Source organism: Pigmentiphaga sp. CHJ604 (genome assembly GCF_036972535.1).
Taxonomy (GTDB): domain Bacteria; phylum Pseudomonadota; class Gammaproteobacteria; order Burkholderiales; family Burkholderiaceae_B; genus Pigmentiphaga; species Pigmentiphaga daeguensis.
Window position 1 is genome coordinate 2,996,967 of sequence record NZ_CP136998.1, and the last position, 14,733, is coordinate 3,011,699.

A 14,733-nucleotide genomic window follows, 5' to 3' on the forward strand; every position below is an offset into this window, starting at 1 on the left:
TCATGCCCACACCAGCTTGAGCAAGACCGCCGACACGTAAAGACCGCAGCCGAATATCGCATGCGTTGCCAAGTTGCGCATGCGGTTCTTCATCGGCGTGGGCGTGTGGGATGAAGCAACGCCCGCGCCCATAGCCGGCTGCATGACGAACCAGGGAACCATGACCGTTGCTACCCCCACAGCCAGGGCGGGCAGCCACGCGGGATCGTGCAGCCACGCCGTACCGCAAATGCCCACCAGCAATGCCGCGAACACGATGCCCACGGCGTAATGAATCGCCCATCCCAGCGGCGATTCGCCGGGTATGGACTCGGTCTTCGCTATGCTGGCATGTGCGAACCTGCCCCGGCACAGATGTCCCGCCCACCTGCCAACCAACGCGTAGTCCAGCGTGGGAATACCCAAGCCCTTCAGGATCATGGACCAGACATCCAGCACGACTGTCGCGCCGATCCCGACCAGAACCACCCTTGCTGCTTCGCCCGTCGATACCATGGCCATTCCTTTTCAATTGATGAAATCGTCGTTCCAAGGCATGATAGAAGTTGAAGTCAACTTCAAGTCAAGGGGTGCAGCGTGGACATTTCAGAAGTCGCCCGGCGCACCGGCGTACCTTCCTCGACATTGCGGTTTTACGAGAAAAAAGGATTGATCACCGCGACCAGCCCCGCCGGCGAACGCCGGCGCTTCGCGCCCGACGTGCTGGATCAGTTGGCGCTGATCGCGCTGGGGCAGGCCGGCGGCCTGTCGTTGGACGAAATCGGCGCCATGCTCTCCCCCGCCGGGGCGCCAAAGGTCGATAGGAAAGTCTTGTCGGCCAAAGCCGACGAAATTGATGCGACCATCAAACGCCTACGCGCCATGAGCGAAGGCTTGCGCCATGCTGCGGAATGCCCTGCGGCCAACCATGCGCAATGTCCGACCTTCCAGCGCCTGCTCAAGGTTGCGGCGGCGGGAAGGTTGAAACAGCGCAAGGCGGTGGGCCGTCTTGCGGATCTGGGGTAGCCAGGGGACTCCGCACTCTTGCTACCGCTTGCTGTATGTCATTTCCCGAATGCTATGCAGTCGCAACCGTGCCGCCGTCGATCACATACTCGGTACCCGTGATCGTGGCCGCGAGTGGCGAAACCAGGAATGCGATGAGATTCGCAACCTCGACAGGCTTTGATGGCCGCCCCAAAGGAATGCCGCCCAGAGAGTCCATGCAGGACGCGCTTGCCTTGTAGTTCCAGGTCCAGGGGCATTAGCGAATCTCCAGCGATTGGATCTTGTCGCCCGCTAGTTCAAACACATGGTCGAGTTGCACGGGGCTACCGGGGAAGTTGCCGACGACATTCGCCAGAACCGTTATCCGATCCCCCTGCCGGGAAACGTTGACAGGCTCGACGGTGTACTCGAATTTCTCCCGTGCTTCACGTCTCCAGGACTGGATAGCGTCATGTCCTCGTGACCTGCTCCCCAATTTAGTACGAAACCAAATTAGAGTCTGCGGTTAAAAAACTGTCTGCAAACTGCTTGGGCGTCAGATACCCGAGCGAACTGTGCGGCCGGTCGTTATTGTATTCCTGGCACCAATCCGCAATCGTTTCCCTTGCGTGACGCATCGAGACGAACCAGTGCTCGTTCAGGCATTCGTCACGGAATTTGCCGTTGAAGCTCTCGATATAGGCATTTTGCTGCGGCTTGCCTGGTTCGATGAAGTGCAGCTTCAGCCCTGTCCTGTAGGCCCATTCGTCCAGCGTTTTCCCTGCAAATTCAGGACCGTTATCAATCGTAATCGACAACGGCAACCCTCGGGCATCTGCAAGTCGTTCCAACACTGCCACGACGCGGCGACCTGGCAGGGACGTATCAACCTCAATGACCAGGCACTCCTTTGTAAAATCATCGACGATGTTCAAGGTGCGGAACCTCCGTCCGTCAGCCAAACCATCAGATACGAAGTCCATCGACCAGCTCTGATTGGGCGCCGTGGCAGGTGCCTTGACCGTAAGACTCCGGCCAGTACCGTCTGTCGTTCTGTCGTAAATCTCTCCAATCTAGATGTCCATTTATTCGTTGATGGACATCACGATCATGAAGAGAGATTCTGTTGTTGACGTTGAGAAGAACAGCGCGAGCAGCCGGCGCCGCTACGCGGCCGAGTTCAAGCGCGAGGTAGTGATCGAATCGATGGCGCCAGGCGCGTCGATTGCAAAGGTTGCTCTTGCCCACGGCATCAATGCCAACCTGTTGCATACCTGGCGATGGCAGTTCCGGCATCAAGGGGCGATCGAGCCCCGGCAGACTGGGCTGGTGGCTGTCGAGGTCGACCGTGATCATGCCGGCGATCCGTCGGGGCGAGGCGCTGCGGTGGCAACGCCCGTCTCAGATCGGATCGAAGTTCATATCGGGCCGGTGCGCGTGGTGGTCTTCGGACGGCCAGATGCTGCCGGCCTGCGCAGCGTGTTCGACGCACTGCGCGCATGATCGGCCTGCCATCGGGAACCCGTGTCTGGCTGGCGGCTGGGTCGACGGACATGCGACGCGGATTCGACGGCCTGGCCTCGATCGTGCAGCACAAGCTGTTGGAAGATCCGTTCAGCGGCCACGTGTTCGTCTTCCGCGGCCGCAAGGGTGATCGCATCAAGGTGTTGTGGTTCAGCGGCGACGGCATGTGCCTGCTGGCCAAGCGGCTCGAGCATGGGCACTTCGTGTGGCCCGGTGCCGAGTCGGGCACGGTGCATCTGACGCCAGCCCAGCTGTCGATGCTGCTCGAAGGCATCGACTGGCGTCGTCCTGCGCGCACGAACCGCCCCACACAGGCCTGACGCCGCGCCGTTGATATCAACGGCATGCCGCGCATCGCCGCTGATAGAATGCCGGCATGCAAACGGCCACCCCGCTTCCCGAGGATATCGACGCGCTCAAGGCGCTGGTGATGTCGCTGCGCGAAGAGCAGGCCACGCTGCGACAATCCCGGCACGACGACAAGCGGGAGATCGAACGGCTGACGCTGCTGCTGGCCAAGCTGCAGCGCATGCTGTTCGGCCAGAGGTCCGAGAAGCTGCTGCGCCAGATCGAACAACTCGAACTCGAGTTGGAAGAACTCCACATCAATCAGGGCGAGCGTACGCCGGCGGTCGAACGCCAATCGTCCGAGCGGTCCACGCCGGTTCGCCGGCCGCTGCCTGAACATCTGCCTCGGGACACGCATGAGCACCTGCCGCCGATGGCCAATTGCCCGGACTGCGGCGGAGCCTGGAAGCGGCTGGGTGAAGACGTCAGCGAGATGCTCGAGTACGTGCCGTCGAGCTTGCGCGTGGTGCGCCACGTGCGGCCGCGCCTGGCTTGCAGTTGCTGTGACCGGATCGCGCAGGCGCCGGCGCCGAGCCGACCCATTGCGCGCGGCTTGCCGGGCCCCGGCCTGCTGGCGCACGTGTTCGTCAGCAAATACGCGGACCATATCCCGTTGTATCGCCAGAGCGGCATTTACGCGCGCGAAGGCGTCGAGCTGGCCGACAGCACGCTGGGCGACTGGGTCGGCGCCGGTCACCGCCTGATGGCGCCGTTACTCGACGCCTTGCACGACCACGTGTTCGCCGGCACCAAGCTGCACGCCGACGACACGCCGGTGGCGGTGATGATGCCGGGCAACGGTAAGACCCGCCAAGGACGGCTGTGGACGTATGTGCGCGATGATCGCCCCAGCGGCAGCACGGTGGCGCCGGCCGTCTGGTTCCGCTACTCGCCGGATCGCAAAGGTATCCATCCGCAGCAGCATCTGAAGCACTTCAGCGGCACGCTGCAGGCCGACGCGTACGCCGGCTACAACGCGGTCTACGAAACAGGCCGCGTCATCCAGGCAGGATGCTGGGCACACGCCCGGCGCAAGTTCTACGACATCCATGCTGACCGGCCCACGCCGGTCACCACCGAAGCGCTCGCGCGCATCGGCGAGCTCTACCGGATCGAAGCCGATATCCGGGGCAGTCCACCCACGACCCGGCGTGAGCAGCGCCAGGCGCGCGCCGCGCCCATCACGGCAGCCCTGCACGCCTGGCTGCAGGCACAGTTGCCTACAGTGTCGCGCAAGTCCACCCTCGCCGATGCCATCGGCTATGCCTTGAACCAGTGGCAGGCACTGACACGCTATCTGGATGACGGCGAACTGGAGATCGACAACACCGCTGCCGAGCGCGCGCTGCGCGGCGTCGCCGTCGGTCGCAAGAATTACTTGTTCATGGGGTCGGACCGCGGCGGCGAGCGGGCCGCCACCATGTACAGCTTGATGGAAACGGCCAAGCTCAATGGGATCGATCCCGAGGCCTACCTGCGCCACGTGCTCACCGTGATCGCCGACCATCCCGTCAACGACGTCGCGGCGCTGCTGCCCTGGAACGTTAGCCTTTAAACGGTCCCAGTAACGCATCCGGTCAAGACGGTATTGCCCGGATGCTTACCCTTGACCTGTCGCTCGACGCCAGCAATTCTCTTCCTCTTGCGCCTTCTGACTGCCAAACCTGCCTGCTGATAGACGCGGAACAGCCGTTTGTGATTGACGGCCCACCCTTCGCGCTTGACGAGCACATGCAGCCGCCGATAGCCATAGCGCCGCTTGGCGGCTGCCAGCTCACATAGCCGGTCCCGTAGGGCCTGGTCATCCGGGCGGCGCGATTCATAGCGGTACAAGGACCGGGAGATGCCGAATAGCCCACAGGCGCGGGTGACGCCTAAGCCATGCACTTGCATGACGTGCATCACTGCTGCTCGCTTCGCCTGCGGGCTCACCACTTTCGGCCGAGGACATCCTTGAGCGCCGCATTGTCCAGCATGCTCTCGGCTAGCAATCGCTTGAGCCGCGCATTCTCCGCTTCCAGGGCCTTGAGCCGCTGCGCATCCGACACGGTCATGCCGCCGAACTTCGCCTTCCAGTTGTAGTACGTCGCATCACTGATGCCGTGCTTGCGGCATAGGTCTGCTACCTTTGTGCCCGCCTCGGCTTCCTTCAGGATGCCAATGATTTGTTCTTCTGTGAAACGCTTCTTCATGCTACCTCCACGGAGGCAGACTCTACATCATTACCGTACTAATCTCGGGGAGCAGGTCACTCGGTATGTGTGTCTTTCGTCAACGACCACGGCATCCTGCATGAAGCAGCGGTCGATCCGAACGGTTCTCCGTAAAAACGGCGCCGAGAATAAAAAACCCGCAGTTACGCGGGCTTAGGGATGGTTTCGTGCTATCTGGTATCGGTTTTATGCCGGACCCGATCTCACTCCCACTCAATTATTAACAACAATAAAAATCTGTTTTATTTCAACCAGTTGATAGATGGTTGCCGCGCAATACCATCAAAAATGCCATGTCGCACAGTTAGGTCAATCAAGATTCCAAGAGCCGCCGCGATATTGGTATGTGCCATCAAGGATGCCTGCCAACCACACAGGCACAGTCGCAGTCTTGAACGCGCCGAACTGAACCAGTTGCTCGCCCTCGGTGTCCAGCATCGCCACCGGCAACTCGGGCAGCATGCCAGTACCGATTCCACCAGGCGGAAACACGTTGCCGAAATCACGCTTCAACAGTAGGCGCGACGTGGCCTTTCCTAAGGTCATGAATGTCTCTTTGCGGACCAGCCAGTAGCACTCAACGCCCGATGTAGCGTAGCGCTCCTGCCGACGCGTGAAGTCGCGTAGATGCTGGTAGGAGCGTTGCAGCTCGATGACGATGGTGCGACCGGAAACCGAGAAGAGAACATCAGCCTCCCACTTGTCGCCGCTTGGTGATCGGCCCGGTACCTCGTCACGGTTCTCGATACCCATGCCGGTTAAGGCGGCCATCACCGCGGCCTTGCCCGACTTATGCCATTTTGTCTCGGGCGCAGTGCTGCACTCGTCCGACAGATGGGCGAAGAAAGGCAAACCATTGATGCTTGTCTTGAGTACTGCCGGTGCCTTGCAGCACGGCATCACGAAGTCACCTAGCTGCGCCACCTGTTTCAACGCCTCCCACTCGGCACCGGGAATGGCAGCCGCATCCACCGGCCGACCGTCGCGCGTCCAAGCTGCTTGCGTCATAGTTGACTCATCGCAGAGCCCGAACGTTTGCAGTCGCTCCCAAACGCCTCGTCCATCTGCCGCAACAGAATAGCCAGCTCGTCCGGGTTGCCGTCGCGACGGACTTCAGCAAGCAACTCCGCAGCATAGGTCGGATCGGCTCTGAAGTACTCGGCCATGGCCTCTCTATGTGGTCTGTCTTTCATTTGTTGCCATTCTCCTAGCCAAGATCATGGTGTCTACACCATCCTTACCCCGATAATAGGCGTCTATTCGGCCTCCATCACCTTTTCATAGGTACAGCCCCGGCTGATAGAAGCCTCTTGGATTGTGAACTTCGGGCCTAATTCTATCTGTAGCTCATGCATGCGCAGACCGAAGAAATCGAAATGCTGAAGGTCTGTTCTCAACTCGTCAATAAACGTGGATTTGTAGGCATTTGCATCAAACCCCTCAAACGGCACCCCTGCCCCATCCAACGCAGTAAAAACACGCGAAACAGCAGAATTAAAGATCGGCAATATATCCAAATACACCTGCTTGAAAGGATAGCGATCTTTTATTGCTTTGCCCCACACTTTCTCGAAGGCAAGCCCATTTTCCAGCGCAACGAATCTGGGCAAGGCATTGGCCCTACCCATTTGATTAAGATAGACAGATTCACGGCGTGGATCGAGGCGATCATAAATATCTTCTAACTTTATCAAGTGCATCATCGGCGGAGGATTACCACCTGTTGTTCGATGCCTGGCTATTAGATACTCCGCTCCATGCAGACGCTCCGGCTTCCCATCTAACCAAATCGTCTGGAGCAAGCTGTGAAACAAAGGATGGTCACGATGATGGAGTGCATTGCGTAGAGCAATTAGTAAACTGCTATCAGGATGACCATGAAAATCGAATAAACCCTGAGACACATCATACAAGGTATGAAATCCCTCAAGGTTATGCTCAAATGCTCGATCGAGATTGTGGATAGCTTCCTCTTGATCGATTGCAACCAAGTCTCGATATCTGATGAAGGCCTCGCCGTAGAGCCTCATGGCGTTAGCAAAACGTCCAAGAGCACTGGCAATACTTTTAGCTGTTATATCGTCCATCTGCTGCCGTCTACCGGTGAATAAAGGGGTGACTCTCTCGGGACTCATGTGTCGAGCATGTCCCACTCATCGCCGAGCACCCAGCGTATGGCAGACAGCTTGCCATTGATCATCCCCCACTCGAAGTCGGTCCAAGGCCCCAGCTCTTCGGTGTCGAACTCTTCTTCGGCCCTCTTCATTGCGGCGAGCATTCCTTCCCAAATCGTATCTACCATTAGGTTTCGTCGTTCTTCCGGAGTGGCTTGGTCCCAAACTTCTTTAGGCACCAGCTTTTCTTCACCGTCTTCGACGCGAGCGATGATGTTCCATTTTCTGTTGTACCAAACCTGCATTGTCAGCTTGCTCTCCGCCTCAAGCAACTCAGAAAGCTGCCTGGGGTCTTGGCTGTATTCGCGCTCAAATCTGGTCTCTTCGATCAGGTCGCTCGCGAACTCGCTGAGCAGCGCACTAAGGTTGGTTTCGTATCGCGATCTCACACCATCAAAGAGCGGTGCCAAATCGGGGTGAGGGATACGCGTGTCAGCCCCTTTTTGGCTGAAGTCGTGGATGTTGTGGGTCACGAAGGCGAACACGTCCTCGTCTTTACGCGCGGCTAGCGCATCAATGTAGGTCTCGATAATGATGGCATCGCCAATCCCGTTCATTTGCCGATGAAATGGGGCAACCTTAGCAATGGCTCGATCCGCAGCGCGCACCTTGATGTTATCGCTGGCCGGTACAGGCGTAGTCTTCCCGAACAACTTTTCGATCAAGTCCACCGCCTCGTTCACAGCCTCTCCGCCAGTGGCAACCCGGTGATCGACTTCATTTAGCTGCTTCAGCGTGGCGTCCCGCCCATCTTCTGGGGCGAATTGCATAATCGCCTCCCTAACGCGTTTGAAGTGACTGGAAAGACTAGCTCGGCTCGCAGCCATTACTCGGTCACGATTTCGAGCAAACTCCTCAATGATTATCTGAGGCATGATAAGAGCCACCTCGCCTTCATCGGTCATCGCGGACAGGGCATCAAGCAGCGGAAGTTGGCGGTGGTCCTTTGTAAGGTCGAGCCACACCGAAGTATCAATCAACAAGTTCAAGGTCATTCGCGTTCATTCCCCCGCATTCAAAACGCGCCGGTGTGCCAACTCGGCTTTTGCCCATTCGATAGACTCCCTCATCTCCCGGCGTAGCGCCTCGATCTCGGCCGGCGACAGCTCTCGCACGCGCGGTTCGTGGTCGTTCGTCATGGTCGTGCGTCACCTTGGCCGGCGGCCGCCAGGGCATCCCCCTCGGTCAATGCGTCCTCGATGAATGCACCGCGCCTGGTGGCGTCGGCCTGGCTCGTCTCCCGGCCACGTAGGGCGCGATAGAGGGTCGCCCGATGCACGCCCAATAGCTCGGCCGTCTCGCTTGCTGAGCGGCCATCTGCGAGCAATTCGCGGGCATGTTCGACCTGGCCGGGGGTTAGGGTAGGACGGCGGCCGAACTGAACGCCTCGGCCCTTCGCTGCATCGCGGCCGCGCCTGGTGCGATCAATGATGAGGGACCGCTCAAACTCGGCAATACCAGCGAACACGGTGAGTACCATGCGCCCGGCCGGGCTGGTTGTGTCGGCCCACGGCTCGGCCAAGCTGCGCAGGCCCGCTCCTCGGGCCTGAAATTGTTCGGCTATGTCCAGCAGATCCCGTGTGCTGCGGGCCAGCCTGTCCAGGCGCGTGACTGTCACCACATCGCCGGAGCGAAGGTGATCAAGCATACGGGCCAGCTCCGGCCGCTTCGCGTGGGTTCCGGTGATCTTCTCGGCAAAGATGCGCGAGCAGCCCGCCGTGTGCAGCTCGTGGCGCTGATTCCTCAAGTCCTGGTCATCGGTCGATACCCTGGCGTAGCCGATCAACAGACGACCGCTTTCCAGGTCGAGCGTGCCTGGGTCGTGTTTGTCTCTCATGGCGTCCCATCACGTTGCAAATATCGTCGCATATGGTAGACCATTTGCGACTGACTTTTGCAACGTTTCAACGCCAGGTGAAATGGGCAAAACAGCGTTGTCGCAAAACTTAGGATTTATGCGACACTTCAAGACAATTTCAGCGCGACGGGCGCTCGGGTGGAGGGCTGGATCATGCGAGAGGACATCGCGCACGTCGAGCGCAAAGACAAGCGCGAGACGTTCAAACAGGATGCGCTCCGCGCCTGGAAAGAGTATCGGCGCACCGGCCTGCACCTGACACTTGAAGAAGCCGACGCCTGGCTCGCAAAGCTGGAAGCCGGCGAGGATGCGGAGCTGCCTAACCAGTGAGCAAAGAAACCTTTACCAGTGTGTGGGATGCCATCGAAGACGGCCCTGCCGAGGCTGAAAACATGAAGCTGCGTTCGGCGCTGATGATGGCCCTGGAAAAACAGATCCACGATCACGGATGGACGCCGACCGAAGCCGCGCGCCGTCTTGGCGTGACGCAATCTCGCGTGTCTGACCTGATGCGCGGGAAGATCGACGAATTCGGGATGGATACGCTTGTGAACATGGCCATCGTTGCGGGACTGCACAACGACGATTCAGCATGGGCGCAGCTTAAGGCTTTGCTGGTCGAACGGATTAATGCTGGCTTGGCGGGGCAGGTGTCCCCCAAGAGCGTCAGCGAGATTCTTGACGATGAACTCGCTCAGCTCGTCGCCAGCATCACTCCAGACAATCTACACCCTGAAATCAACACCGGCCCCGACGTCGGCCGTGAGCGGGATAAACCGGAATAGAAAGGGCGGCACACCGGCCGCCCTTCTGGTTCCCGCTGCTAGGCTTTCGGCAGCACAACTCTCATCATGACCTTGCCCAGCTCATCTTGCTTTTCCTCGATCTTCGCGAGCAAGGCGAGGATCGTTGCATCGCCGAACTGCGCCGTGCGCGGGTCATCGGTGAGCCAGAGTTTCAGCAGGCCGCCCAGGCGGCCAAGGTCGCCATTGATGCGGGCCAGCTCGCGGACGTGCTCATAGTCCACGACGCCAATGATCTTGTAGCCCTGGCCGACCTCGCGCAGATAACGGGCGACGCTCATGCCCGCGCGCTTCGCATTCTCTTCAATGGCTTGCGCTTCGTCTGGGAACACCGGCACCCGTAGATGCCGGCGGCGTTTTCGGGCAGTGTCTACCTCGTATGTCTCCATCGTCAGCCCTCGTGGGACGGCTTCTCGCCACGAAGTTGCCGAACGGCGGCGAGATCGATCACGCCCGCTATATGCTCCACGACAGGTTGCACCTGCTTTGCCGGCTTGACCGGCATTGCAGGTGCCCGCGCGGGCCGGAGCAGTTCGCGCACGTAGATAATTGCCAATACGAAGGGCAGGACCGGCAGGACAATCAACGCGGTCGGAATGAACACCGCCAGATAGCCGACAACGCCCGCCGGTCCTTCCTCGCGCGCAGCCGCAAAACTTTTCCGAAGAATTCCCATGTCTCCTCCTGTCAGTTGTGGCCGTGAGGCTGATGCAAGGCGAGCTGAATAGCTGTCCTGGCCTGGGAGAAGTCCTCGCGCGTCGCAAGACCCGTTTCCGCCTGGTAGAACAGCACCATGAACAGGTTGGCCGTCGCTTCGGCCAGCGGCCCCAGCTCGCGTGCGGCGTCCTGGTCCAGCCAGTCGATAGCGTTCAACTGCGCCGCCGCTTGCTGAACTGCCTGAGAAAATTGATTAGGATTGATGGTTGCCATGATTTCACCTCTGCATCAGGTGGGAATGTGGAAGTGTCGGCCGGCGTTGCATCGTCGGCCGACACGCCTTAGGTCGCCTCAGGGCGATTCACGAACGCGGCCACCTCGTCATTTCTGGCTGCTGCCGTCGCGTCATCATTCGAGCCGGAGAGGGTGTTGCCATCGGCCCAGCTGCTGGCCGCCTTAATCGTCGCGGCGAGCTTGGCGCCGGTTGTCTCTGCAATCCGGCTCTTGGCCGCGTCGGCCATGCTGCCGGCCTTGGCCGACGCCATCGAGCCGATGCCTTTGGCAAGGTTGGCGACCGTTCCTTTAGCAACCCGGCCCGCTTTCCCGGCCGCGCCAGAGAAACCACCGCCGCCCGAGCTGCCGTCGCCGGCGGCCGAGGCCATCGGCGTTGCACCGCCGCCGGATGCTGCGGCCATAGGCTCGCCGCTTGCACCGCCACTACTACCGCCGCCAGCTTCCCCGCCGCTACTCGTGCCGGGCATATCACCACCGTCAGCGGCCTTTGCGGCGGCCGACGCGGCCGCCATGACCGCCATGACCGCCATGACCGCCATGACCGCCATGACCGCCTGCGCACCGCCGGCGGCCGACGCAGCCAGAGAGGCACCGCCGGACGCAGCAGCGGCCACGGCTTGCGCTGCCATGCCGGCCGCCGCCATGCCTGCGCCGACGACAGCACCGGCCCCGAAGTTGCCGAGGCCGCCGGCAGCCCCAACGCCGCCGCCGGTGATGATGCCGGAGACCAAGGGCGGCACCCTGTTGATGAGCAACAGCAGCGCCAGGCAGAAAACCAGCATCACGCCCATTTCCTCAAAGTTGAGCGTGCCATTGCTCATCTTGGCGTAGAACCCGGCCAGCAGATCGTTGCCGATCCCGACCAGGGCCACCATGACGAGCAGGTTGACGCCCACCCCGAGGACGGTCTTGTAGTAGTTGATCGCCATGTCCGAGGTCCAGCGCGAGCCGCCGAAGCCCAGGAAGAAGATTCCCAGGTACATCAGGCACCACGACGACACCAGGACCAGCAGCATATTGACGGCAATGGTGGCGAGCAGCAGCAGGATTCCGAGGCTCAGAATTGCGCCGATGACGGTATCTACCGGACTCCACACGGACGAATTCTTGACGTGCTGCTGGAAGATCATAAAGCCCACGTCGACGATGCCGGATGGCGTCACCGACGATATGCCGGTTGCTTTCGATCCGAGTTGCTGCATCGACCGAATGATCGAATCCGCGAAGTCTGGCCCGTTGCGGAGCAGCCAAAGGTAGAAGCCGAAAAACAGGATGAAGCGCACGAACTCCGCAAAGAACTCGCCAATGTCGGCCCTTTTCATGACCAGGGTGCCGCCCGTCCAGACCAGGGAAATCGTGCCCAAGGTCCAGAACAGCCAGGTCGCGGCATCCATGATCGCGGTTTTCCAGTTCGCCGCCTTGCTGGCGAACTCCGTCACCACCTGGTCAAGCATGCCCTGGTTGGTCAGCTCGGCGGCCGCGCCCGATGAATAGAGCGCGAAGGCCAGGCCGAGGCTAAGAACGACCGCCGTTCTATTCATGGTTTCACCTCCAGCCAGTTCTTAGGATTTTCGGTCGGCGCAATCGCTCCCGACCTGCGGGAGCACGCGCCGGCGAACTGCTCGCGTGTCGCCCGATCCTCGATTTTCTGGATGCGATCGAGCGTGCAGTTTTCCGCGTTCACCTCGGGCATTTGGGCGGGCTGCTTGTTATCGCAGCCGGCAACCAATGCGACGAGGATGGCGGTCAAAACGACCGTTGATTTCCTCATTTCCCACCCCTCCTTACGGCTTCACTTGCAGCCAGTTTTTCGGGTTGGCGGTCTGCCCGATCCTGGATTCCGTGGATGCCTTGTGCGCGGCCTCCTGCTGCGCTTCGCGGTCGGCTTGTGCCTGCATCCGTGCGCCGATGGCGTTCTGCTGCGCGAGCAGCAGGCCACGGATTTGCAGGAGCTGGTTAGCCTGCTGGCTGGCGAGCTGGTTGGCGTAGCCGATGGCTTCCATCTGCCCTTGCGCGCCCTGCGCTTTCGATTGCAGCCGTTCGAGCTGGCGCGCGTCCGCCTTTAGGTTGTCCTGTTGATCCTTGATGCCCTTGAACAGCGCATCGTTCGCCGCTTTTTGCGACTGCGATGCCAGGTCGCGGGTTTTCTCGAACGCTGCGCGTTCGGTGTCAGAGCAGCCGGACGAGGTGAAGCAAGGCGACGACTTGTAGTAGGAAATGTCCTGGAACTTGCCCAGGTAGGCATCCAGGCTACCGGCCTGATTGGTGAGGTTGTTCAGGGTGTCAATGGACTGCATCAGCCCATTGATGGTGGTCTGCGCCTGGTCCCAGATGTAGGCCGCCGGCGCGACGGTGTTTTGCAGCATGTTTTCGTACTGCTGCAACTGCGTCCGGTATTGCTCGATTTGCTTCTGAACCTGCGCAACCTGCTGAATCGCGGTGACGGTGGTCTGCGACAGGTTCGTGCCGTCAAGGACCGGGATACCTGCGTGCGCAGGCATCGCGGCGACGCCAACGGTGAGGGCTATGGAGAAAGCGATTTTAGCCGCTAAAACGTGCTGCTTCATGGTCATTACCTCGCGATGAACCCTTGAGCAAGCGCGCTTGCTCAAGGGTTCATCGCGTAGCTGCGCCACGGAGCTACCGGTAATTGACCTGGGCGACACCGAAGCCCGGCCTTTTTGATCAGATCACGGTGTCAAGTAGTGATTGGATTTACTGATGGTTCCAAGGATTGATAACAGTAAGCCCAGCCGCTTCAAAAGGGCTGGTGTCGCGTGTTGCTACGATAAATCCCTTGGAGGCCGCAATAGCCCCGATATATCCGTCGGGTGTTGGGAACCCCTTCCCGGCTGTGCGGGCCTTCACCGCCAGCTCGGCATAATGGCGAGCTGCTTCGGTGTCGAACATCAGCACCCGCTCGCCGAACAGTTCGAGCAAGCCGTCCAGGGCTTCGCCCAGGCCTTTCTTACGTTTCCCGTTCGGCAGCGCGCCGATGCCGAACAGCAGCTCGGCCAGCGTCACGCTGGACAGGTAGAGGGTTTCCGCTACCTGTTCATTCAACCAAGCTCGCACGGCCGGGTTGGGTTCGGGCTTCATCGCCTCGGAGACGACATTCGTATCCAAGACAATCATTCAAACCTCATCGGTTCTGCCGGCACCTTGTCGCGCACCTGGTCCAACACTGCGAAGTCTTCGTTTGTCAGCCCTACGCGGCGGCCAAGCTCGGCCAACGCGTCGCCCATGCGGATGCGCTTTTCCGACTTCACTGCACTTTCCAGAATCTCGCGCACCTCCGCCTCTGTACTGCGGCCATGCTCGGCGGCCCGTAAGCGCAGAGCGCGATGCACCTCGTCCGGCACATTCCGCACTGTCAGGATTGCCATAGTCAAAACCTCATTTGTGACTTCATTGACTGCAATTATAAGCAATTGACAGCATCAAAGCAAGGGGCGGCTGCGCCCCTCCTTTTGGCGTTTCACGCCTTCGGCGGTAGCCGGTCGGCCTCGCAGAGCAGGATTCCCGTTGAGCACCATCAGGTGCGAATAAGGGACAGTGAAGATAGATGACCGGCTCGCCGGTTAGCTAACTTCACCTATCCTGCCCCGCTCACGCACCTGCAAACTCCAAGGAAAATAATGCAGTCCCTTCTGCATAAGGCGGTGTATTGCATGGAAATGACAGAAATCGCTGGTAAATGGGCTGAATACAGCGAAAGGCCGTGTTTTCAGGGCGATAAACTGCCATTTGCCAAGGTTCTACTGATTAAAAACAGGCAAATACAGGAACTTGCAAACATTTGACTGTCGCGACCTGCGACCGCGCAGCGAGGGCCGCCGCCCCTGTCAAAGAACCATCAGACCCAAACGCAGAACGCCCGGTTTTTCCCAGGTTTA

Annotated in this window: 21 protein-coding genes and 3 pseudogenes; 6 read left to right on the top strand and 18 right to left on the bottom strand. The window is 59.8% G+C overall.

Annotated elements, in window-relative coordinates; all coding sequences use genetic code 11:
- Positions 1-495 carry a DUF2938 domain-containing protein gene (locus R4823_RS14410; RefSeq protein WP_132978908.1) on the bottom strand — a complete coding sequence of 165 codons (495 nt, stop codon included), beginning with the start codon at positions 493-495 and terminating at the stop codon, positions 1-3.
- 81 nt (positions 496-576) lie between these two features.
- Between R4823_RS14410 and R4823_RS14415 the strand changes: the two genes are divergently transcribed.
- Positions 577-1,005: a helix-turn-helix domain-containing protein gene (locus R4823_RS14415; protein WP_338615241.1), complete on the top strand. Its 429-nt coding sequence runs from the start codon at positions 577-579 to the stop codon at positions 1,003-1,005.
- A gap of 52 nt (positions 1,006-1,057) precedes the next feature.
- Here the strand turns inward: R4823_RS14415 and R4823_RS14420 are convergent.
- Positions 1,058-1,204: pseudogene (locus R4823_RS14420) on the bottom strand (SDR family oxidoreductase); the annotation flags it as partial.
- Between the two features lie 259 nt (positions 1,205-1,463).
- A pseudogene (locus tag R4823_RS14425) lies at positions 1,464-1,979 on the bottom strand (IS3 family transposase); the annotation flags it as partial.
- 64 nt (positions 1,980-2,043) lie between these two features.
- On the opposite strand from R4823_RS14425, the gene R4823_RS14430 reads away from it, so the two are divergent.
- Genes R4823_RS14430 through R4823_RS14440 form a run of 3 tightly spaced genes read left to right on the top strand, consistent with a single transcriptional unit; the run spans position 2,044 to position 4,393 of the window.
- Positions 2,044-2,469, top strand: a complete 426-nt coding sequence (locus R4823_RS14430; protein ID WP_338615242.1) for a transposase — start codon at positions 2,044-2,046, stop codon at positions 2,467-2,469.
- Entirely contained in the window at positions 2,466-2,810 is a 345-nt protein-coding gene (gene tnpB / locus R4823_RS14435; protein WP_338615243.1) for an IS66 family insertion sequence element accessory protein TnpB, read from the top strand. The genes R4823_RS14430 and tnpB overlap by 4 nt, the downstream gene beginning before the upstream one ends.
- A 56-nt stretch (positions 2,811-2,866) precedes the next feature.
- On the top strand, positions 2,867-4,393 hold the full coding sequence (locus R4823_RS14440; RefSeq protein WP_338615244.1) for an IS66 family transposase: 1,527 nt from the start codon (positions 2,867-2,869) through the stop codon (positions 4,391-4,393).
- A 77-nt stretch (positions 4,394-4,470) separates the two neighbouring features.
- Here R4823_RS14440 and R4823_RS14445 read toward each other — a convergent pair.
- From R4823_RS14445 to R4823_RS14475, 7 genes and pseudogenes are all read right to left on the bottom strand, one after another.
- Positions 4,471-5,030: pseudogene (locus R4823_RS14445) on the bottom strand (transposase); the annotation flags it as partial.
- Between the two features lie 330 nt (positions 5,031-5,360).
- Entirely contained in the window at positions 5,361-6,059 is a 699-nt protein-coding gene (locus tag R4823_RS14450; protein WP_338615245.1) for a competence protein CoiA family protein, read from the bottom strand.
- Positions 6,056-6,244, bottom strand: a complete 189-nt coding sequence (locus tag R4823_RS14455) for a transcriptional regulator (RefSeq protein WP_338615246.1) — start codon at positions 6,242-6,244, stop codon at positions 6,056-6,058. The genes R4823_RS14450 and R4823_RS14455 overlap by 4 nt, the downstream gene beginning before the upstream one ends.
- 63 nt (positions 6,245-6,307) lie before the next feature.
- The gene (locus R4823_RS14460; RefSeq protein ID WP_338615247.1) at positions 6,308-7,138 is read right to left on the bottom strand and encodes a hypothetical protein; all 831 of its coding nucleotides are present in this window, start codon (positions 7,136-7,138) and stop codon (positions 6,308-6,310) included.
- A gap of 44 nt (positions 7,139-7,182) precedes the next feature.
- Positions 7,183-8,220: a PIN domain-containing protein gene (locus tag R4823_RS14465; protein WP_338615248.1), complete on the bottom strand. Its 1,038-nt coding sequence runs from the start codon at positions 8,218-8,220 to the stop codon at positions 7,183-7,185.
- A gap of 6 nt (positions 8,221-8,226) precedes the next feature.
- The gene (locus R4823_RS14470) at positions 8,227-8,364 is read right to left on the bottom strand and encodes a hypothetical protein (protein WP_261539728.1); all 138 of its coding nucleotides are present in this window, start codon (positions 8,362-8,364) and stop codon (positions 8,227-8,229) included.
- Positions 8,361-9,062, bottom strand: coding sequence for a recombinase family protein (locus tag R4823_RS14475; RefSeq protein ID WP_338615249.1), 702 nt, complete (start codon positions 9,060-9,062; stop codon positions 8,361-8,363). Before R4823_RS14475 ends, R4823_RS14470 begins: the two co-directional genes overlap by 4 nt.
- Before the next feature lie 174 nt (positions 9,063-9,236).
- On the opposite strand from R4823_RS14475, the gene R4823_RS14480 reads away from it, so the two are divergent.
- A complete protein-coding gene (locus tag R4823_RS14480; RefSeq protein WP_338615250.1) occupies positions 9,237-9,413 on the top strand; it encodes a hypothetical protein in 177 nt (58 codons plus the stop codon).
- On the top strand, positions 9,410-9,868 hold the full coding sequence (locus R4823_RS14485; RefSeq protein ID WP_155873307.1) for an XRE family transcriptional regulator: 459 nt from the start codon (positions 9,410-9,412) through the stop codon (positions 9,866-9,868). Before R4823_RS14480 ends, R4823_RS14485 begins: the two co-directional genes overlap by 4 nt.
- Positions 9,869-9,906: 38 nt before the next feature.
- Here the strand turns inward: R4823_RS14485 and traJ are convergent, their stop codons facing one another.
- The 8 genes from traJ to R4823_RS14525 all read right to left on the bottom strand — a co-directional run bounded on the left by traJ (position 9,907) and on the right by R4823_RS14525 (position 14,223).
- Entirely contained in the window at positions 9,907-10,275 is a 369-nt protein-coding gene (gene traJ / locus R4823_RS14490) for a conjugal transfer transcriptional regulator TraJ (RefSeq protein ID WP_033981746.1), read from the bottom strand.
- A gap of 2 nt (positions 10,276-10,277) precedes the next feature.
- Positions 10,278-10,562, bottom strand: a complete 285-nt coding sequence (locus tag R4823_RS14495; protein WP_155873309.1) for a hypothetical protein — start codon at positions 10,560-10,562, stop codon at positions 10,278-10,280.
- An 11-nt stretch (positions 10,563-10,573) separates the two neighbouring features.
- The gene (locus tag R4823_RS14500; RefSeq protein WP_033981742.1) at positions 10,574-10,816 is read right to left on the bottom strand and encodes a type I toxin-antitoxin system ptaRNA1 family toxin; all 243 of its coding nucleotides are present in this window, start codon (positions 10,814-10,816) and stop codon (positions 10,574-10,576) included.
- 68 nt (positions 10,817-10,884) lie between these two features.
- A complete protein-coding gene (trbL, locus tag R4823_RS14505) occupies positions 10,885-12,378 on the bottom strand; it encodes a P-type conjugative transfer protein TrbL (RefSeq protein WP_338615251.1) in 1,494 nt (497 codons plus the stop codon).
- Positions 12,375-12,608: an entry exclusion lipoprotein TrbK gene (gene trbK, locus R4823_RS14510; protein ID WP_075041564.1), complete on the bottom strand. Its 234-nt coding sequence runs from the start codon at positions 12,606-12,608 to the stop codon at positions 12,375-12,377. Before trbK ends, trbL begins: the two co-directional genes overlap by 4 nt.
- Before the next feature lie 13 nt (positions 12,609-12,621).
- Positions 12,622-13,404: a P-type conjugative transfer protein TrbJ gene (gene trbJ / locus R4823_RS14515; RefSeq protein ID WP_075041585.1), complete on the bottom strand. Its 783-nt coding sequence runs from the start codon at positions 13,402-13,404 to the stop codon at positions 12,622-12,624.
- 148 nt (positions 13,405-13,552) lie between these two features.
- Positions 13,553-13,972 carry a type II toxin-antitoxin system VapC family toxin gene (locus R4823_RS14520; RefSeq protein ID WP_005934647.1) on the bottom strand — a complete coding sequence of 140 codons (420 nt, stop codon included), beginning with the start codon at positions 13,970-13,972 and terminating at the stop codon, positions 13,553-13,555.
- Entirely contained in the window at positions 13,969-14,223 is a 255-nt protein-coding gene (locus R4823_RS14525; RefSeq protein ID WP_033480715.1) for an Arc family DNA-binding protein, read from the bottom strand. The genes R4823_RS14520 and R4823_RS14525 overlap by 4 nt, the downstream gene beginning before the upstream one ends.
- Between the last annotated feature and the right edge of the window lie 510 nt (positions 14,224-14,733).